We start from the raw sequence: 19,497 nt of genomic DNA, 5'->3' as shown, positions 1-19,497 counted from the left end.
CATGAAATTGAAACATTTATATATGCTTGGCGCAGTAGCGCTGATGACTGCAAGCTGTAATGAAGACCGGTTTCTGGATTTGAAGCCCCAGGGTAGCTTGAACGAAGATATTATGACTTCTACAAAAGGTGCCGACCTTTTGGTGAATGCTGCGTATGCAGCTTTGGGTGGTCCCGAGGGACAGAGCTGGAGTGTATGGTGTCATCCTACTTCCAATTGGACTTATGGTGAGGTGCGTTCGGACAATGCCTATAAAGGCGGTGGCGGTGTCGGTGACCTTAATGAAGTGCACCGTATGGAGACATTTGATATGGATGCTACCAATGGATTTCTGGACAGCAAGTGGTACCATCTATATTGCAGTGTGCAGCGTTGTAACTCTGCATTGCGCGTACTGAATGCTGCAACAGACGAGCAGGTGAACGGGCGTGTATCCCGCATTGCGGAGATGAAAGTGCTTCGTGCCCATTATTACTTTGAGTTGAGCCGGCTTTTCAACAAGATACCTTATTTTGACGAGAACGTTGAGATTTCCCGATATCCGGATATTCCGAACAATGAGTTTACCCGTGACGAGATTCTGAGTATGCTGGCCAAGGAGATGCTTGATGCTGCCGAACAGCTTCCTGCATCACAGCCGGAGGTAGGGCGTATTCATAAATACATAGCACTGGCCTATGCGGCTAAAATCAAGCTGTACCAGGCGTATCAGCAAGATGAGACTACGCATGCCGTAACTTCCATCAATAAAGAGCTGCTGAGGGAAGTCGTTTCGCTTTGCGACCAGGTGACTGCCAGCAACCGTTACGGTTTGCTTGACGATTTCCAGGGATTGGATTTGGTAGCTAATGAAAACGGTAAAGAGTCTGTTTTTGCCATCCAATATTCCATGAATGACGGTACCGAAAGTGCCGGCCGCATCAACTGGAGCAATCTGTTGAATTCTCCGGGCGGAGGCAGCCCTTACGGAGGCGACGGTTTCTTCTTGCCCAGCCAAGACTTGATCAATGCTTACCAGACAGATGCAAACGGTTTGCCCGATTTTAATTATCAGTCAAAGCCTGATTATAGTTGGGCGGTACTGAACAATGGTGTTTATACTTTGCAAAACACGACTCCCAATGTAGACCCGCGTCTTGATTTTGTTGTGGGCCGTCCTAATATAACTTGGAAAACTTACCCGGACAAACCGTGTGAAGGATGGGTGCGTGATAAGGAAACTTACGGCTATAATTGTGCGAAGCGCTTTTGGGTTTCTCCGGAAAGTAGTGATATGTTTAATGGCTGGCCTTGGGGGGCTTCACAGTTGAACTGGCAGATTATACGTTACGCGGATATCCTTCTTTGGAAAGCTGAGGCTCTTATTGAACTCAATGAAGGCAATGGACTCGAAACTGCCCGTGATTTGATTAACCGGATACGCAATCGTGCCCGAAACAGCGCCTATGTAAAGGATTTCAACGACCATTCCCACAATGCGGCCAACTATCTTGTCAATCCTTATCCTGCTGATGTATGGAATCAGGATTATGCCCGTCAGGCCCTCCGTTGGGAAACACGTCTGGAGAAGGCTTTGGAAGGTGAACGTTTCTTCGACCTGGTTCGTTGGGGCATAGTGGAAACAACCATGAACAAGTACATCGCTGCGGAGGCAGACAATCGCATTTACTATGCCAATGCGCACTTTACGGGTGGAAAGGATGAGTATTATCCGGTTCCGAACAATCAATACGGATTCTCGGGAGGTAAGTATGTACAGAATCCCGGTTATGCTCCGTTCAACTAATTGTATTTTGAAATAGAAACGTAAGGGAGGTGAAACATTTGTTTCCCCCCTCTTTCTTTAAACAATCTTTTATTATGAAACACTTTGCCTATTCTATATTGGGCTGTCTATTGCTTTCTTTGAATGCAGCTTTTGCTCAGAAAACGTGGTCGTTTGACGGGCACGACCCTTTACTTTCCAGTGACGGCAAGTCACTGTTGAATTTGTACACTATAAAGGAAATACCGGAATTTGTTGCCGGAGTCGAAGGTAAGGCCCTTCGTACAGACGGCTATTCCACCTGGATGGAAACCACCGCGGAAGGAGAGGTTTCGTCGTTGTCCGGATGGTTTGCTTTGGAATCTTATCCGACGGATACTGCTGCCTTTATGGGAATCAGAGACATGGCAGGAACATCTGTAGCGGTATGTGTAGACCGTTATGGTGAGCTGCTGTTGGGAATGGGGCAGAATGGCTCATACTCTTACTGTTCATTAAAGACAAAAGTCGACCGTTTCAAGTGGCTGCATGTGGGCCTTGATTTGAGCAATGAATCGGTTTGCCTGAATGGGCAGAGGATGAGTGCGGAGGTATGGCCTCGGAACTTACTGGGTGGGGAAATGACCCTTCGGGTAGGTAAGGATTTCAGGGAAAAGAAGGTTTGGATGTACGATGTTACGGCTATAAACGGGTTGATTGACGGGATAAGCCTCACTCCCTTTTCCGATGATTCGTCTGCATGGAGAGACGAGATTGCCTTGGGATTGAAGAAAACTCCGGTTTTGGCTATTCCGGAAACCCGTTTTGCGAAGGACTTCAACCGTCCCCGCTATCATCTGTTGCCGGCTGCCAACTGGACTAATGAAACGCATGGCTTGCTTCTTTATAAAGGTAAATACCATATATTCAATCAGAAGAATGCTTCTGCCATTTTCCTGGGGCAGATAAATTGGGGACATTTCAGCAGTCCCGATATGCTTCATTGGACTGAGGAAAAGCCGGCTTTGACTCCTGATGCTGCTTATGACAAGAATGGAATATGGTCCGGATATGCTGTCATCAATGATGACGGTATCCCCCAACTGATATATACAGCCGGTGGAGACAATCTGGGAGTAGGTATTGCTTTTCCGAAAGATACTGCGCTGATAGAATGGGAGAAATATGCGGGTAATCCGGTTATCGCCGAGAAGCCTGCCGGATATACCCGTACGGACATGCGCGACCAGTATGTCTGGAAAGAAGGTGATGTCTGGTATATGATTATCGGCTTCGGCATTGAGCAGACCGATACACCCCATGGAGCTTTGTTGCTTTATAAATCGGCAGACCTGAAGAAATGGGATTTTGTACATTTACTGTTTGAGGGAAATCCGGAAGTGGATGATTCCGGTATTTTCTGGGAAATGCCGGTCTTTAAGAAGATGGGCGGCAAGTATGTTCTTTTGGTGAATAGGGTTCCTCATAAAGGCATACCTGCGCGTTGCCAATATTGGATAGGAGATTTCAAGAATGAGAAGTTTGTACCGGACAATCCGGTTCCTCAAAATCTGGAGGTCATCAACCGCTTGCTGTCTCCCTCTGTTGTGGAGACTCTGGAAGGGGATGTTGCTGCCATTGCCATTATACCCGATGAAATAGGAGGGGAAGCCACTTATGAACAAGGATGGGCGCATCTCTATAGTATGCCCAGAAGATGGCAGTTGAAAGATGGAAAACTATGCCAGACACCCCATCCCGTAATGAAACAATTGCGTGAACAATCCACGGTTTATTCCAGGCAGGCATTGACTGCTGCGAAACCATGCATTTTGAGCAGAAGGGAACATCAGCTTGAAGTCAAGGCGACTTTTTATCCCGGTGACGCAAGACGGTTTGGATTTACATTGTGCAAGAATCCGGATAATAGCGAATATAGCCTGATTTATTATGATGTGGAAAAGGAGGAACTTATTGTAGACCAGACGCATTCTTCCTTGCGTGCACACATTCCTTTGAAGATCCGCAAGGACCGGTATCGGTTGGATACAACCAAGCCGGTGGAGATTCGTCTATTTATAGACGGTTCTGTGGTGGAAGGATTTATTAATGATGAGGATGCATTCACTACAAGAATCTTTCCTCTGAAAGAAAACAGTACGCTATTGGAACTATTCTCTGATGGAAATACAACGGAAGTTGCTGCCGAAGTTTGGAGACTGAAAGATGCAAGGGTAAAGATGAACTTTTAATGAAAATGCAGAAAATGAAGATACCAACTATATTGGGTGTGCTTTTATTGGCAGGAACATTGTCTGCCGGTGCACAAATGAATTCAGACAGTTTATACAAAGAGCCTTATCGTCCTCACTCTTCTGTGTCTCCCGATTCGCTAAGATGATTTGCCAACAATGATGGTTGTGGAATTGTCTCTTTCTTTGTGAACGAAAAGGACACGCTGGTCTGCCTTGACGGCTATTTTTAGACTGAATGTAACATTTGTAGTATGCTTTGAAACAAAAAAGATAGTCGGGAATGGCGTAAGGCCGTATCTTTGCAACGGATGAAAAACATGAAACCATGAATAAACATAAAATATCTATTATGAACGTAAAACGAAATTTGGTCGCATTGCTCTTCCTGCTGTGGATGAGCGTTGGACTTTGTGCGGCGCAAAATCAAGAGGGACTGAAGGTCCATTATCTGGGTGCCAACCATAGTCTGATACAAGTAGTGTCTCCCAGGAAGTATTTGTTGTTGCCCGTTGAAGAGGCTGCTCCGGAGGCAACCATTCATGTACTGGTAAATAATAAGGTGGAGCGTACGCTGACGGTACGTCTTGCCATGAATCGCGTGGATTACCGGGTGCCTTTCGACCTGGCTCCGTATGAAACCGGCAAGGTGTCGCTGGACGTGCATACGGGCAACAGCCGTGCCAACGTACGCGATGCCATGGAGGATGCCTGCTGGAGCGATATATGCCTGAGCGATACGTTTGACGCATCTAACAGCGAAGCTTTCCGCCCGCTTTTTCATCATACTCCCCGCTATGGCTGGATGAATGATCCCAACGGGATGTTCTACAAGGATGGGGTGTATCATCTCTGTTTCCAGTACAATCCCTACGGTTCCATGTGGGGAAATCTTAGTTGGGGACACTCCACCAGCACCGACCTGGTGAACTGGAAAGCGGAAGAGCCGGTGCTCGTGCCCGACGGGCTGGGAATGATTTTCAGCGGCAGCTGTGTGGTGGACAAGGAGAACACCGCTGGTTTCGGCAAGGATGCCGTTGTCGCTATCTATACCTCGGCAGGTGCCAGCCAGATACAGAGTCTTGCCTATAGCTTGGACAACGGACGGACTTTCAAGACCTACGAAAACAATCCCATCATCACCTCGGACAAGGAGTGCCGCGACCCGAATATGTTCTGGCATGCCGAAAGCGGCAGATGGATTCTTGTCCTTGCCGCCGCGCTGGAGAGGGAGATGTGGATATACTCTTCTCCCGACTTGAAGAACTGGAAAAAGGAGAGCAGCTTCGGTCGTGGTTACGGATGTCAGGAGGGAGTATGGGAATGCCCGGACCTGATGCAGTTGCCCGTTCGGGGTACCGACGAGAAGAAGTGGGTGCTTATCTGCAACATCAATCCCGGAGGCCCCTTCGGCGGCAGTGCGGCACAGTACTTTGTAGGTGATTTCGATGGCAAGACTTTTACTTGCGACACCAAGCCCGAAGTCACCAAGTGGATGGACTACGGAAAGGACCATTATGCCACTGTGTCGTGGAGCAATGCTCCTGATGACAGACATACTGTGATAGCGTGGATGAGTAATTGGCAGTACGCCAACAACGTGCCCACCAAGCAGTATCGCAGTGCCAATTCTCTTCCGCGCGACTTGGGTCTTTACAAAGTCGGTGACGGCGACTATTATCTCACTACCGTACCGGCTCCCGAAACATTGGCTTTGCGGGGCAAGAAAACGATGGATTACGGTGCTTTCTCTGTAGGCAAGAACGGTGTGGCAAAGAAACTGCCTGTTGCCAATAACGGAATCTGTGAGGTGAATCTGGAATTGGACGCCCGCACTGCCGGAAAGGTAAACATTACCTTGAGTAATCTTAAAGGGGAACAGACCGTCCTGACCTATAATCTGACAGACAACAGTTTCGGCATGGATCGCACCCGAAGCGGTCTGACGGACTTCAGCAAGGATTTTCCTGCCATCACGCTGGCTCCGGCCCCTCAGGGCAGAAAACAACATCTGCGTTTGTTCATAGATCGTTGCAGCATCGAGGCTTTCGACGGAGAGGGGCGTTTCGTCATGACAAACTTGGTTTTCCCCACGGAACCCTACACCACTCTTTCCATATCGACCGACAAAGGCCGTTGCCGGGTAGGAAACCTGACCGTCTATCCGCTGGAGGTAGAAAATAATTTGACCATTAAAAAGAACATTGTAAAATGAAACAATCTGCTACATCTTCCGCTTCCTTGGCAAAGCTCTTTCCGGTCATGCTTTGCTTCTTCGCCATGGGCTTTGTAGACTTGGTAGGCATCGCTTCCAACTACGTGAAGGCCGACTTGAACCTGACCGACTCGCAAGCCAATATATTCCCGTCTCTGGTGTTCTTCTGGTTTCTCATCTTCTCCGTACCTACGGGTATGCTGATGAACCGCATCGGACGCAAGAAGACGGTGCTTCTCAGCCTTGTCATCACGTTTGCCTCTTTGCTTCTCCCGGTTTTCGGAGACGGCTACGTGCTGATGCTGCTCTCGTTCTCATTGCTGGGCATCGGTAATGCGCTGATGCAAACGTCGCTCAACCCGCTGCTTTCCAACATCGTAAGCGGCGAGCGGCTGGCAAGTTCGCTCACTTTCGGACAGTTTGTAAAAGCCATTGCTTCGTTTCTGGCTCCATACATTGCCATGTGGGGAGCTACGCAGGTCATTCCGTCTCTGGGCATGGGCTGGAGGGTGCTGTTCCCGGTCTATATGGTCATTGCGGTGATTGCCATTCTTTGGCTGAGCGGTACTTCCATCCGCGAAGAAAAGGAAGAGGGGCGCCCTTCCACCTTCGGGGAGTGCCTCGCCCTGCTGGGCAAGCCGTTTATCTTTCTCTGCTTCTTGGGCATCATGTGCCATGTAGGCATTGACGTAGGTACGAATACCACGGCGCCCAAGATTCTGATGGAGCGCCTGGGCATGACGCTGGCCGATGCCGGCTTTGCCACCAGCCTTTACTTCATCTTCCGCACGGCGGGTTGCTTTCTCGGAACCTTCATCCTTCAAAAGATGGCTCCCCGAACCTTCTTCGGCATCAGCGTGTTATGTATGTTAGTGGCGATGGTAGGGTTGTTCGTATTCCATGAAAAGACGATGATATATATTTGCATTGCCCTCATCGGTTTCGGCAATTCGAACATCTTTCCGGTTATTTTCTCCCAGGCGTTGCTTGCTATGCCACAAAAGAAGAACGAGGTTTCCGGCTTGATGATTATGGGGCTCTTCGGCGGTACGGTATTTCCGATAGCAATGGGCTTGGCAAGTGATGCTGTAGGACAAAGCGGTGCCGTGGCTGTGATGACGGTAGGGGTAGTCTATCTGTTCTTCTATATGCTGCGTATGAAGCGGTAATGTTTGTTCGCAGGATGGGGACGCATGTCCCAAAGCTGCGGATATCTGTCCCCAGCCTGCGGATGTCTATCCCAAGCCTTGGGATAGAGATAATCCTTGGTTCTTAGAAACTTTTTAATAGGTAGTTGGCAACTTTTTGTCCTATACTTGGCAACTTTTTTACTGCTTCTTGTCAGGTGGAACAATAGGCCGCTACGAATGAAAACATATGATTCAATAAACTAAATAATATCATGAATAAGGTAATTGTAGGAATGGGTGAGGCTTTATGGGATTGCCTCCCCGAAGGGAAGAAGATAGGCGGTGCTCCGGCAAACTTTGCTTACCATGCATCGCAGTTTGGGTTCGACAGTTGCGTGGTCAGTGCCGTAGGTGCCGATGCCGACGGAAACGAGATTCTGGATGTCTTTGCCCGGAAAGGCTTGCGAACTCAGATAGAGCGTGTGCCTTATCCGACCGGAACCGTACAGGTGACTCTTGATGCCGTAGGGGTTCCTTGCTATGAAATAAAGGAAGGGGTCGCTTGGGATAATATCCCGTTTACGGATGAATTGAGACATCTGGCACTGAATACCCGTGCCGTGTGTTTCGGCTCTTTGGCGCAACGCAGTGAAACTAGCCGCGCCACTATCAACCGTTTTCTTGATGCGATGCCTGATATGGACGAGCAGTTGAAGATATTCGACATCAACCTCCGCCAGGGTTTCTATACTAAGGAGATACTTTGCGAATCCATGCGCCGCTGCAATGTTCTCAAGATAAACGATGAGGAACTGGTGACCATCAGCCGTATCTTCGGCTATCCGGGCATCGACTTGCAGGACAAATGCTGGATTCTGCTGGCCAAATATAATTTGAAAATGCTTATCCTGACTTGCGGAACGAACGGCAGTTATGTGTTTACTCCGGGAGTGGTTTCCTTCCAGGAGACTCCGAAAGTGCCGGTGGCTGATACCGTGGGGGCGGGCGATTCGTTCACGGCAGCTTTCACGGCTGCCATTCTCAGCGGAAAGCAGGTACCCGATGCCCATAAACTGGCCGCGGAGTTCTCTGCATACGTTTGCACGCAAAGCGGTGCCATGCCGGAGTTGCCCGAAGCGTTCAGAGAACGATTGGGGTGATAAGGTGATAAAAGACTTTGCTCGTTTCCTATCAGTTATAAGTTTTTTCAGAAGTGTTATGAGTTAAAAGTACTATCTCGATTTCTCTCCTCCAGTGGGGGAAGGGAAATCGAGATAGCATTGTTTAATCACGTTTGGTTTCTATACCATTAAAAACAAAGTCCTATATCGGGTTCAGGTTGTTTAGGCTTTGTTCTTGATAATCATTACCTCGATGATGGATATGGCAGTCTGTTCGGGGATTTCGAGAGATTCTGCCATCTGGTTAATCAGTTCCTTTTCTTCTTCTTCCAGCACGCCGTCTGCCAATGCAATATCTACCGCGCATGCAAAAGCTGTAAGCCTCAAATCTTCGGAAAGACCTTCAACGGAAGCGTTGACCAATGCACCGGGACCTTGGTTCCTGAGGATTCTGAATAACTTGTCGAACAGCTTGTCGAAAGCCGGATTGGAGAAGTTGTCGTATATTCTCAATCGACGGATGTAGTTAACGATTCCTGCCCATTCGGATTCTGCAATACTTCCATCTGCACCGGCCATTGCAAGAGCAATTCCGGCAAATGCTTCTTGCTGGGTCAGCTTCTCTTCTTCTGGCACAGCTTTGAAAATTTTGTCAAATATTCCCATATTGATTATGTTTGAAATTAATAATGTTTTGTTACCATTGAGTTGTTCGATGGTGATACAAAGGTATATATTTGCATCGGTTTAGAAAAGCTTTTAGAGAGAAAAAGAGTTTCTCTTTATTCATTATACATTGATGCCATGGGCCGGGAAGCGTTTGCATTGCCATTGGGGTAACAGTGCTGGTGAGGCAACTTTTTCCCATTTTATTCGTCTTTTTGGAAGATTTTATTTAGATTTGCTCAACTGCGGTTATCGGCTTGGCCTTGCTCCGGTTTTTCGGGAGTGTCTGTTGTTGTGTGGATTGGGAGCAATGGTGGAGAATATGAAAGAAAAACGAAACAATATCTTAAATCAAAAGTAAAATGATGAGACAACATAACCTTCGGATTTTATTCTTTTTGCTTGTGTTTTGGGGAGTGGCGGTGGCCTGCTCCCGGCGTGAGGCACGTTTCCGTATCGGCGTTTCCCAATGTAGCGAGGATGAATGGCGCCGCCGGATGAACAGCGAGATACTCCGTGAAGCCCATTTCTATGAAGATGTGGAGGTGGACATTCGTACGGCCGTCGACGATAATGACCGTCAGGCAGAAGACATTCGTGAACTGATAGCCGAAGGGGTGGACCTGCTGATTGTGGCCCCTAATGAAGCCGCTCCGATCACTCCGGTGGTGGAAGAGGCATACAACCGGGGCATTCCGGTGATTGTGATAGATCGTAAAATCCTTTCGGATAAATACACGGCCTACGTCGGTGCAGACAACTACGAGATAGGGAAAGCTGTGGGAGAGTATGTGGCCAATGTGTTGCACGGGCAGGGAGATGTGGTTGAAATTTCCGGTTTGGTGGGCTCCACACCCGCCGTAGACCGTCATCAAGGATTTGTGAAGGCTCTATCCGCTTATCCCGGTATCCGGTTGCTGGCCGTTGAAGACGGTGCCTGGCTGCAACTTAAGGCCGAAGAAAAAATGGATATCCTGCTAGACCGTTTCCCTCATATCGACCTGGTGTATGCACAGAATGACCGCATGGCGGCAGGGGCCTATGCTGCCGTTGCTAGCAAGGGGCGGGAGAAAGAAATGCGGTTCATCGGCATAGACGCTCTGCCCGGCAAAGATTATGGAGTGGAGAAAGTGCTTGCCGGCGAACTGGATGCCACGTTTATATATCCTACCGGTGGCGACCGTGTGATGCAGATTGCCATGGATATCCTGAACAAGCGTGATTTTCCCCGTGAAACTATCCTGGGTACTTCCGTCGTCAATCGCGACAATGCTCTCATCATGAAGATGCAGACCGCCCACATCGGCACCCTGGATGGAAAGATAGAAACCCTGAACGGAAAGATAAACCAGTATTTGGTCCGCTATGCCACACAGCAGGTTGTCTTGTACGGCAGTCTGTCCGCCTTGTTGTTGCTGGTCGGCTTGTTGGTGGCTGTCTACCTCTCCTTGCGTGCCAAGAATCGGTTGAACCGTGAGCTGTCCATGCAGAAAAAGAAACTGGAGGAACAGAAAACACAGTTGATACAGCAGAAGGAACAGCTGGAAGTGCAGAAGTCGCAGTTGGAACAGCTTTCTCATGAATTGGAGGAGGCTACGCATGCCAAGTTGGTGTTCTTCACGAATATTTCGCACGATTTCCGTACTCCGCTGACGCTGATAGCTGATCCCATAGAGCAGCTTCTTGCAAACCGCACTATCGACGGACAGCCGCGCCAGCTCCTCGAACTGATGAAAAAGAATGTGCATATCCTGCTTCGCCTGGTTAACCAGATACTTGATTTCCGGAAGGTGGAGAACGGGCGCATGGAGCTTCATCTCGAACCTTTTGATTTGCTCGACAGCTTCCGGGGCTGGAACGATTCTTTCCGCATGGCGTTGCTGAAGAAACATATTGCTTTCAGCTTTGAGGCATCTCCCGATGCGGACTTCCGGATGATGGCGGATGCGGAGAAGATGGAGCGCATTTACTTCAATCTCTTCTCCAATGCCGTGAAGTATACGCCGGAGAACGGGAAAATCGCCCTACGCTTGTTAAAGGCGGAACAGAACTATACTCTGTCCGTCTTCAATTCCGGCAGTTACATTTCTTCGACCGATGTGGAAGCCATCTTCGAGCGTTTCTATCAAGTAAACGGGCATCAGGCCGGTACCGGTATCGGACTGGCGCTGGTACGTGCCTTTGTGGAGATGCATGGCGGCAACATCACGGCACGCAGCGACGAGAAAGGTACTACCTTTACCGTTACTTTTCCACAGCAGGATGTTTCGCAGTATCGCCCCACTATAGTGACGTTGCCTGTTGAAGGGGAGGAAGTGTCGTCTACCCTGATAGATATGGAAGTGAAGGCAGGCGAAGAGGTGGTTGAGGCCGATTGTCCTACTGTGCTGGTAATTGACGATAATTCGGATATACGCAGCTATGTGAAGTCGCTGTTGTCGAACGAATTCCGCGTACTGGATGCAGCGGACGGGTCAGAGGGTATCCGGCTGGCCATGAGGTATGTGCCGGATGTGATTGTCTCGGATGTAATGATGCCTGGTATGGATGGTGTGGAATGTTGCCGCCGCTTGAAGGGAGAGTTGCAGACATGCCATATCCCGGTGATTCTGCTGACGGCCTGCTCGCTGGACGAGCAGCGTATCCAAGGCTATGATGGCGGTGCCGATTCTTATATTTCCAAGCCGTTCAATTCGCAGTTGCTCTTGTCGCGTGTCCGCAATCTCATTGCAAACCGTCGTCAGTTGAGGCAGTTTTTCGGAGATAACCAGACTATTGAGAAGGAAACCATCAGTGACTTGGATAAGGACTTTGTCTCCCGCTTCAAATCGCTTGTCGGGGAGAGGATGAAAGATGCGGAACTCAATGTGGAGGACTTGGGACGGAATATGGGTATGAGCCGTGTGCAGCTTTACCGTAAGCTGAAATCGCTGACCAACTATTCGCCGAATGAGCTGCTGCGCCAGATGAGGTTGAAAAAGGCTGCCTCACTGCTTGCTTCCTCTGACATGACGGTAGCGGAGATTGCTTATGAAGTGGGCTTTTCGTCACCTTCCTATTTCACGAAATGCTATAAGGAACAGTTTGGGGAGAGTCCTACCGGGTTCCTGAAAAGAAGAGGCTAATGAAACGGATTGTATTCTCCGTTTGACTCCCGAAAATAAATCGGGCGGGAAACGCTGTCGTGCGATTCCCACCCGATACACATGTTTGTTTTTACTTCTGTTCAGACGATACCAAAGTTTATTTCAGTATTTGAGGCAGGTTCTCTCTTCCCCAGAAGTAGTAGACGCAGATTCCGATCCAGCTGGTAAGCAGGAGGATAATCGCAACTAATAGTTTCTTCACGCCGTCTACCGGCCACTTCATGATTTCAAGTACGGCTTTGACACACAGAACCACGCCGATAACCCAAATGATAAATCCAATCATAACCTGTGATATTTAGTATTGTTGATTAAAACAAATAGAGACTGCGCCTTATTCAGGAGCAGCCTCTATTCTTTATTTAGTAATCGGAATTACTCTGCAACTTCAGCGCCCCAATTCTCTTTGGAAAGACGCTTGTAGCTGTTGTAACGCCATTTAGCGTTTTCTTCAGCTGCCTTGAACAGCTCGTCGGCTTCCTGCGGATATTGTTTCATTACGGATGCGTAACGAACTTCGCCTTTCAAGAAGTCTTGGAATCCGCTCCAATCCGGTTCCTTGCTATCCAGCGTGAACGGATTCTTGCCTTCGGCTTCCAAAGCCGGGTTGTAGCGCCACAAGTGCCAGTAACCACACTTGACAGCCTTTTCTTCCTCTGCCTGGCTCTTGCCCATACCTGCCTTCAGACCGTGGTTGATACACGGAGCGTAAGCGATGATGAGTGACGGGCCGGGATATGCTTCTGCCTCACGGATAGCCTTCAGGGTTTGAGCCTGGTCGGCACCCATGGCGATTTGAGCAACGTATACATAACCGTAAGTAGTAGCCATCAGGCCGAGGTCTTTCTTGCGTACACGCTTGCCGGCAGCGGCAAACTTGGCGATGGCACCTACCGGAGTAGACTTAGAAGACTGTCCGCCCGTGTTGGAGTAAACCTCGGTATCCAGTACGAGGATGTTGACATCCTTACCGCTTGCGATTACATGGTCGAGACCACCGTAACCGATGTCGTAAGAAGCACCGTCACCACCGATAATCCACTGGCTGCGTTTTACCAGGTATTGAGACAAGCTGGCGATGGCCTTGCAGCTGTCGCACTTGTCTTTGGCTGCTTCTACCATCGGAATGATCTTTTCAGCCAGTTCTTTGCTCTTGTCTGCATCGTACATGTTTTCAATCCAAGCCTGGAATACTTCTTTGTATTCGGCCGGAGTTCCTTCTGCTGCGATGGCATCTTCCATAGCCTTCACGATACGTGCACGCATCTTTTCGTTGGCAAGCTCCATACCTAGACCGAATTCGCAGAAGTCCTCGAACAATGAGTTTGCCCAAGCAGGACCGTGACCTTTTTCGTTCCTGGTATAAGGAGTAGAAGGTACTGAACCGGAGTAGATGGAAGAACATCCTGTTGCGTTGGCCACCATTTCGCGGTCACCGAACAACTGGGAAATCAGTTTGACGTACGGAGTTTCACCACAACCGGAGCAAGCGCCTGAGAACTCAAACAAAGGAGTAGCGAACTGAGAGTTCTTCACGTTAGCCTTGATGTCGACCAGGTGTTGTTTGCTCTTCACGTTTTCAGTACAGTAAGTCCAGTTGGCAGCTTCCGGCAATTGGCTTTCGAGGTGCTTCATAGTCAGAGCCTTGCCACCCTTCTTCGGGTTACCCGGACAAACATCGGCACAGTTGCCGCAACCCAGACAGTCGAGAACGTCTACCTGAATACGGAATGTCATGCCGTCGAATGCCTTACCTACAGCCTTCAGTTGAGTGAAGTCGGCACCCTTCTGCTCTTCGGCATCGAGTACGAACGGACGGATGGCAGCGTGAGGACAAACGTAAGCGCACTTGTTACACTGAATACAGTTTTCAGCATTCCATTCGGGAACGAATGCAGCCACGCCACGTTTTTCGTATTTGGCAGTACCTTGTTCCCAAGTACCGTCTTCGATACCCTTGAATGCAGATACCGGCAACAGGTCACCGTCTTGTGCATTGATAGGACGAACCACTTCGTTGATGAATGCAGGGTCGTTGTTTTCAGCCTTGGCGTCGTCTGCCAGATTGGCCCAAGCAGAATCGACGGCCAGCTGCTTGTATTCACCGCCACGGTCAACGGCTGCATAGTTCTTGTTGACAACATCTTCACCCTTCTTGCCGTAAGACTTAACGATGAATTTCTTCATCTGCTCTACAGCCAAGTCAACCGGAATAACGCCGGTGATACGGAAGAATGCGGATTGCAGGATGGTGTTGGTACGGTTGCCCAAACCGATTTCTTGTGCAATCTGGGTTGCGTTGATATAGTAAACAGTGATATTGTTTTGTGCAAAGTACTTCTTCACCTTGTTAGGCAGGTTCTTGGCCAGTTCTTCGCCTTCCCAGATGGTGTTCAGCAAGAAAGAGCCGTTTTTACGCAAACCGCGGGTTACGTCGTACATGTGCAGGTAAGCCTGAACGTGGCAAGCCACAAAGTTAGGTGTATTTACCAGATATGTAGAGCGGATAGGAGTGTCACCGAAACGCAGGTGTGAGCAGGTGAAACCGCCTGATTTCTTGGAGTCGTAAGAGAAATAAGCCTGGCAGTGCTTGTCGGTATTGTCACCGATAATCTTCACGGAGTTCTTGTTGGCACCTACCGTACCGTCAGCACCCAAACCGTAGAATTTGGCTTCGAACATGCCTTCGCCGCCCAATGCGATTTCTTCTTCCTGCGGCAGAGAAGTGAAGGTGACGTCGTCTACGATACCGATAGTGAAGTGGTTCTTCGGCATCGGCATGGCCAGGTTCTTGTAAACGGCGAGGATTTGTGCGGGAGTAGTGTCCTTTGAGCCCAAACCGTAACGGCCGCCTACGATGACCGGAGCATTCTCTGCACCGTAGAAGCAGTCTTTTACGTCGAGGTACAGCGGTTCACCGTTGGCACCCGGTTCTTTCGTACGATCCAGTACGGCAATCTTCTTGGCAGTCTTGGGAACGGCGGCCAGGAAGTGCTTGGCAGAGAACGGACGATACAAGTGAACGGCAACCAAACCTACCTTTTCGCCATTGGCAACGAGGTGGTCGATGGCTTCGCGGGCAGCTTCCGTTACAGAACCCATGGCGATGATGACGCGTTCTGCATCTTCTGCACCATAGTAATCGAACAAACCGTACTTGCGGCCTGTGATTTTGGAAATCTCGTTCATGTATTCCTCAACGATAGCCGGAACAGCTTCGTAGTAATTGTTGCAAGACTCACGGTGTTGGAAGAAGTGGTCGGGGTTTTCGGCCATACCACGGGCAACCGGATTCATCGGGTTCAATGCACGTGCGCGGAATTCAGCCAGAGCTTCCTGGTCGATAAGCGGAGCGAGGTCTTCGTTCTCCAGCATCTCAATCTTCTGGATTTCGTGAGAAGTACGGAAACCGTCGAAGAAGTTCATAAACGGAACACGTGCCTTGATGGTGGACAGGTGGGCAACACCTGCCAGGTCCATGACTTCTTGTACGGAACCTTCGGCCAACATGGCAAAACCTGTCTGGCGTGCAGACATGACGTCTTGGTGGTCGCCGAAGATACACAGTGCATGGCTTGCCAGTGTACGTGCCGATACGTGGAACACGCAAGGCAGGAATTCACCGGCAATCTTGTACATGTTCGGAATCATCAGCAACAGACCTTGTGAAGCTGTGTAGGTGGTAGTCAGCGCACCGGCTTGCAGAGAGCCGTGAACGGCACCGGCAGCGCCGCCTTCCGATTGCATTTCCTGTACCAATACTGTTTCGCCGAAGATGTTCTTGCGACCTGCGGCAGCCCATTCGTCTACGTATTCAGCCATCGTAGAAGAGGGGGTGATGGGGTAGATGGCAGCTACTTCGGAGAACATATACGAGATATGTGCAGCAGCCTGGTTACCATCACAAGTAATGAATTTCTTCTGTTTAGTCATAACTAAATTGAATTATTTATTTAAGTAAAAAATCTCTCTTTCTTAATACAAGAAGCCGAATAACCAGAGAGGTATTTGGTTACCTCGGCCTATTTCCGCCTTATGCAGTACATAAGTGACTCCCGGATTATTCTTTATCTTTGTCCCTTCCGGACAAATCTTGAAAGGCATCACCTCGTCTACCATGAACGAGATGTTCTTGTCGCCCTTGTTCACCTTGTGGTCTTTCCACATTGTGTTGGCAAAGAAAGTGTCCAGTACGTCCTGCTCTTCCACCTTGACGGGATAGATGGAATACATCAGATTTGAATTGTGCATCATTATCTTCGACGGCTTCTTGGGAAATTCCTCTCCCTTCGGATATACCATATTGATGAGTCGTGCGTCTGCCAGATACTTGATGTAATTCATTACTGTGGCGCGGGATGTCTGTATGTCGTTTGCCAGTTGGCTGACGTTCGGTGCTTTCGGTCCGTCCACAGCCAATAAATATAGCAATTTCTTTATCTTCGAAAGATATTTCAGTTCTATTTGTTTGATTAGAAGGATATCCACTTCCACCATCATGTTCATCGTCTTGAGCAGATTCTCCGAAAAGTTGCGCTTTTCGAGGAAGAAAGGGTAGAAGCCGTGGTGCATATAGTCCTGCATGTAGTCCAGCGGACGTACTTTGGAGAGGATGCCTTTGGCTATTTGTTCGTGGTTGCTCAGGATTTCTTCCAGCGGATAGGCATGGAATTTCATGCCCGTCTGCAGGTTCAGGTATTCGCGGAAGGAGAAGCCGCGCAGGTTGTAGCTTTTCACAATGTCGCGCAACTCCATATTCTCTTCTTTCAGACGCATCACAGAGGAACCGGTGAATACGATTTTCAAGTTTGGGAAACGGTCGTAGCACATGCGTAGCTCCTTGCTCCACTCCGGATATTTGAATACTTGGTCTATCAACAGCACTTTTCCTCCGCGGCGCTGGAACTCGGCGGCAAATTCCACGATGCCATGTCCGGAGAAGTAGAAGTTGTTCATGTTGATGAAAAGGCAGGAACGGTCTGTTCCGAATTTTTCTTTGGCGTATTGTAGCAAGAAGGTGGTCTTACCTACGCCTCTTGTCCCCTTGATACCGATAAGACGGTCGTTCCAGTCTATTTCGTCCATCAGGTCGCGGCGTACGGGAGCATGGGTATGCTCTACGAGATAAGCGTGTGTACGGTAAAATGCTTCCATGCTTTCAATTCGGTTTATCAGGCGGCAAATATACTGCTTTTTTGTGTATTTGCAAAGTAGAGATGGCAAAATATTGTATAACTTTGCACTTTCAAACAAAAAGTGGGTAATTGATTAAATGATTGAAAGAGATGAAACTTTATGTGTTCAATCCTGATGCTGACATGGCATTGGGAAATAACGAAGAAAATTATATGGCGCCCGCTACCATCCGTCGTATGGCTGAAGACCTGGCTTTGCTGCCGATTTGGTATGCCCGGCCGGGTAGTGGCGTGTTGGCTCCTTCCGCCTATAATGCAGATTATCTGAAACAGATGCAACAGTTGTTCCGGTTGGATGTGCAGTTGGTGACGGAGCCGGAGCTACCCGATTATGCTGATATGCAGGTGATGCCTTGGGGATGGAATCCCGCTATCCGTAAGCGGATGCTGAAAGGGGGAGTAGCGGAATCGCTGCTTCCTTCGGCAGCAGACCTTTCCCGTTATCGCCGACTGGCTTCGCGCGCCAATGTCCGTTTGCTCTACGCATGTGGTGGTGAGGCCGGGAATATGTCCTATCTCTGTGGTGGTGAAGGCGTTCTTGTGACGGCAGACGATTTTGCAAACAAGGGGCGGGAGGCTGTGCAGGAGCTGCTGTTGCGTTGGCAGGACTGTGGGTGCATCTGCAAGTCGCTTTGGTCGGGCAGTGGGAAGGGACTTTGCTGGTATCGGCAGGAGGAGATGGAAAAGGTGATAGACTGGTGTTGTCGCGCTTTGCGTACCGATGGGGCTTTCTGGTTGGAACCTATATATAATAAGGTGGAGGATTTTGCAATGGAGTTCTATGCCGATGGCAAGGGAGGTGTCCGTTTTGTAGGCTATTCCCGCTTTGTCACGGATGGCAAAGGGGCCTATCGCGGTAATTTGCTGGCCACGGACATGCAGGTGGAGGAGTGGATTCAGACTTATGTTCCTTTGGAAGCATTCCATCGTCTGCGCGAGTCTGTGCGAAAAGGCCTGGCTGCGCTGGGGACTGATTATACCGGCTTTTTGGGGGTAGACATGATGGTCTGCCGCCAAGAGAAGGGGCATCCGTATGCAGTCAATCCTTGTGTGGAGGTTAATTTGCGGATGAATATGGGGATTGTTGCTCATACGTTCTGCGATAGATTCGTCGCTCCCGGTGGCGAAGGATTTTTCTCTATCGAATACTTTCCCGCTCAAGAGGCTTTGCAGGAGCAGCACGCAAGGGATATGCTGGAACACCCGCTGCGTGTGGAGCAAGGCAGGGTGGTGTCGGGCTATCTGCCGTTGATACCGGTTACGCCGAGAAGCAGGTATCGGGCGTTTGTAAGGGTGGGGTAGTCCTGTATTCATAGTGATAAAAATATGATTATCCGCATTCCTCGCCTCTGATAGGCTGTTTGCATGCTTCATCTTTATCCTTTCACTGCTTCTGTCGGCTTCGTCCTTATAGTGATATGAGGTTAAAAGCCTTCTAATATCATATTATAAGGCTTTCAATATTGTATTATAAGGCTTTTAATAGCGTCTTCCCTATGCTGCCTTTCCAACAGGCTTATACACATATCTTGCTTCCTGGTAGCATTGATGTGCCGTAATGTGGAAGACATGAGGGTATATTACGGATAATCATTATAAAAAAACTCTTTTTTCTTCGATTTTTAAATAAGATTCCATACATTTGCCTTCGATTATAAGAGTGAAGTGTTGCTGGTAATCATTTTTATGGGAAAATATTAGCGTTTGCTATTATTCTTTAATCGTAGTTGAAACTTAGGAACTTTCAAATTGCATAATGATTAAGAATAAGATGGCTGACGCCTACGTTTAGCGTAGGTGCATCTTACTTCTTTGATTATGCAAGGTTTCCTAAGACCTCAACTACAGAAGACAGAAAAAGATGCCCTGCGCTTTTTTTTGCATCTCTTCTCTCCTTATCCTAAAGACAATAGTTTTTCGTTATACTTTCTCTTCCATTGCCAAAATAATTTTACAATTTTAGTTATTAATTTATTTAAGTTTCGCAAGTCAGCATGAAAGTTTATAAGAGGGTATAAAAGAAGGCAT

Annotated in this window: 12 protein-coding genes; 8 read left to right on the top strand and 4 right to left on the bottom strand. The window is 48.6% G+C overall.

Annotated elements, in window-relative coordinates; genetic code table 11:
• Position 1 precedes the first annotated feature (1 nt).
• From E5355_RS15800 to E5355_RS15775, 6 genes are all read left to right on the top strand, one after another.
• The gene (locus E5355_RS15800) at positions 2 to 1,786 is read left to right on the top strand and encodes a RagB/SusD family nutrient uptake outer membrane protein (RefSeq protein ID WP_136011099.1); all 1,785 of its coding nucleotides are present in this window, start codon (positions 2 to 4) and stop codon (positions 1,784 to 1,786) included.
• A gap of 74 nt (positions 1,787 to 1,860) precedes the next feature.
• A complete protein-coding gene (locus E5355_RS15795) occupies positions 1,861 to 3,996 on the top strand; it encodes a glycoside hydrolase family 32 protein (protein ID WP_136011098.1) in 2,136 nt (711 codons plus the stop codon).
• A gap of 14 nt (positions 3,997 to 4,010) precedes the next feature.
• Positions 4,011 to 4,145, top strand: coding sequence for a hypothetical protein (locus E5355_RS20145; protein ID WP_256372009.1), 135 nt, complete (start codon positions 4,011 to 4,013; stop codon positions 4,143 to 4,145).
• Positions 4,146 to 4,348: 203 nt separating this feature from the next.
• A complete protein-coding gene (locus E5355_RS15790; protein WP_136011097.1) occupies positions 4,349 to 6,211 on the top strand; it encodes a DUF4980 domain-containing protein in 1,863 nt (620 codons plus the stop codon).
• Positions 6,208 to 7,380, top strand: a complete 1,173-nt coding sequence (locus tag E5355_RS15785) for an MFS transporter (protein ID WP_136011096.1) — start codon at positions 6,208 to 6,210, stop codon at positions 7,378 to 7,380. Before E5355_RS15790 ends, E5355_RS15785 begins: the two co-directional genes overlap by 4 nt.
• 233 nt (positions 7,381 to 7,613) lie before the next feature.
• Positions 7,614 to 8,501, top strand: coding sequence for a carbohydrate kinase family protein (locus E5355_RS15775; protein ID WP_136011095.1), 888 nt, complete (start codon positions 7,614 to 7,616; stop codon positions 8,499 to 8,501).
• Between the two features lie 183 nt (positions 8,502 to 8,684).
• Here the strand turns inward: E5355_RS15775 and E5355_RS15770 are convergent, their stop codons facing one another.
• Positions 8,685 to 9,128 (bottom strand): tellurite resistance TerB family protein, encoded by a 444-nt coding sequence (locus E5355_RS15770; RefSeq protein WP_136011094.1) that lies wholly within the window; start codon positions 9,126 to 9,128, stop codon positions 8,685 to 8,687.
• A 365-nt stretch (positions 9,129 to 9,493) separates the two neighbouring features.
• On the opposite strand from E5355_RS15770, the gene E5355_RS15765 reads away from it, so the two are divergent.
• Positions 9,494 to 12,253: a substrate-binding domain-containing protein gene (locus E5355_RS15765; protein WP_210434536.1), complete on the top strand. Its 2,760-nt coding sequence runs from the start codon at positions 9,494 to 9,496 to the stop codon at positions 12,251 to 12,253.
• Between the two features lie 118 nt (positions 12,254 to 12,371).
• Here the strand turns inward: E5355_RS15765 and E5355_RS15760 are convergent, their stop codons facing one another.
• From E5355_RS15760 to E5355_RS15750, 3 genes are all read right to left on the bottom strand, one after another.
• Complete coding sequence (locus tag E5355_RS15760; protein ID WP_016273175.1) at positions 12,372 to 12,560, bottom strand: hypothetical protein; 189 nt, start codon at positions 12,558 to 12,560, stop codon at positions 12,372 to 12,374.
• Between the two features lie 89 nt (positions 12,561 to 12,649).
• Positions 12,650 to 16,207, bottom strand: a complete 3,558-nt coding sequence (gene nifJ, locus E5355_RS15755) for a pyruvate:ferredoxin (flavodoxin) oxidoreductase (protein WP_136011093.1) — start codon at positions 16,205 to 16,207, stop codon at positions 12,650 to 12,652.
• A 42-nt stretch (positions 16,208 to 16,249) separates the two neighbouring features.
• Complete coding sequence (locus tag E5355_RS15750) at positions 16,250 to 17,428, bottom strand: ATP-binding protein (RefSeq protein ID WP_136011092.1); 1,179 nt, start codon at positions 17,426 to 17,428, stop codon at positions 16,250 to 16,252.
• A gap of 131 nt (positions 17,429 to 17,559) precedes the next feature.
• Between E5355_RS15750 and E5355_RS15745 the strand changes: the two genes are divergently transcribed.
• Positions 17,560 to 18,771: a hypothetical protein gene (locus E5355_RS15745; RefSeq protein ID WP_136011091.1), complete on the top strand. Its 1,212-nt coding sequence runs from the start codon at positions 17,560 to 17,562 to the stop codon at positions 18,769 to 18,771.
• The last annotated feature ends 726 nt before the right edge of the window (positions 18,772 to 19,497 follow it).

The organism is Bacteroides muris (ex Afrizal et al. 2022) (assembly GCF_004793475.1).
Classification (GTDB): Bacteria; Bacteroidota; Bacteroidia; order Bacteroidales; family Bacteroidaceae; genus Bacteroides; species Bacteroides muris.
This window is presented reverse-complemented; position numbering and strand designations above follow the sequence as displayed.

Excerpts from the sequence above, each read along its gene's own strand:
- E5355_RS15800 (WP_136011099.1), top strand. The coding sequence starts at position 2 with ATGAAATTGAAACATTTATATATGCTTGGCGCAGTAGCGCTGATGACT.
- E5355_RS15775 (WP_136011095.1), top strand. The coding sequence starts at position 7,614 with ATGAATAAGGTAATTGTAGGAATGGGTGAGGCTTTATGGGATTGCCTC.
- E5355_RS15765 (WP_210434536.1), top strand. The coding sequence starts at position 9,494 with ATGAGACAACATAACCTTCGGATTTTATTCTTTTTGCTTGTGTTTTGG.
- E5355_RS15770 (WP_136011094.1), bottom strand. The coding sequence starts at position 9,128 with ATGGGAATATTTGACAAAATTTTCAAAGCTGTGCCAGAAGAAGAGAAG.
- E5355_RS20145 (WP_256372009.1), top strand. The coding sequence starts at position 4,011 with ATGAAGATACCAACTATATTGGGTGTGCTTTTATTGGCAGGAACATTG.
- E5355_RS15790 (WP_136011097.1), top strand. The coding sequence starts at position 4,349 with ATGAACGTAAAACGAAATTTGGTCGCATTGCTCTTCCTGCTGTGGATG.
- E5355_RS15745 (WP_136011091.1), top strand. The coding sequence starts at position 17,560 with ATGAAACTTTATGTGTTCAATCCTGATGCTGACATGGCATTGGGAAAT.
- E5355_RS15785 (WP_136011096.1), top strand. The coding sequence starts at position 6,208 with ATGAAACAATCTGCTACATCTTCCGCTTCCTTGGCAAAGCTCTTTCCG.
- E5355_RS15750 (WP_136011092.1), bottom strand. The coding sequence starts at position 17,428 with ATGGAAGCATTTTACCGTACACACGCTTATCTCGTAGAGCATACCCAT.
- E5355_RS15795 (WP_136011098.1), top strand. The coding sequence starts at position 1,861 with ATGAAACACTTTGCCTATTCTATATTGGGCTGTCTATTGCTTTCTTTG.
- E5355_RS15760 (WP_016273175.1), bottom strand. The coding sequence starts at position 12,560 with ATGATTGGATTTATCATTTGGGTTATCGGCGTGGTTCTGTGTGTCAAA.
- nifJ (WP_136011093.1), bottom strand. The coding sequence starts at position 16,207 with ATGACTAAACAGAAGAAATTCATTACTTGTGATGGTAACCAGGCTGCT.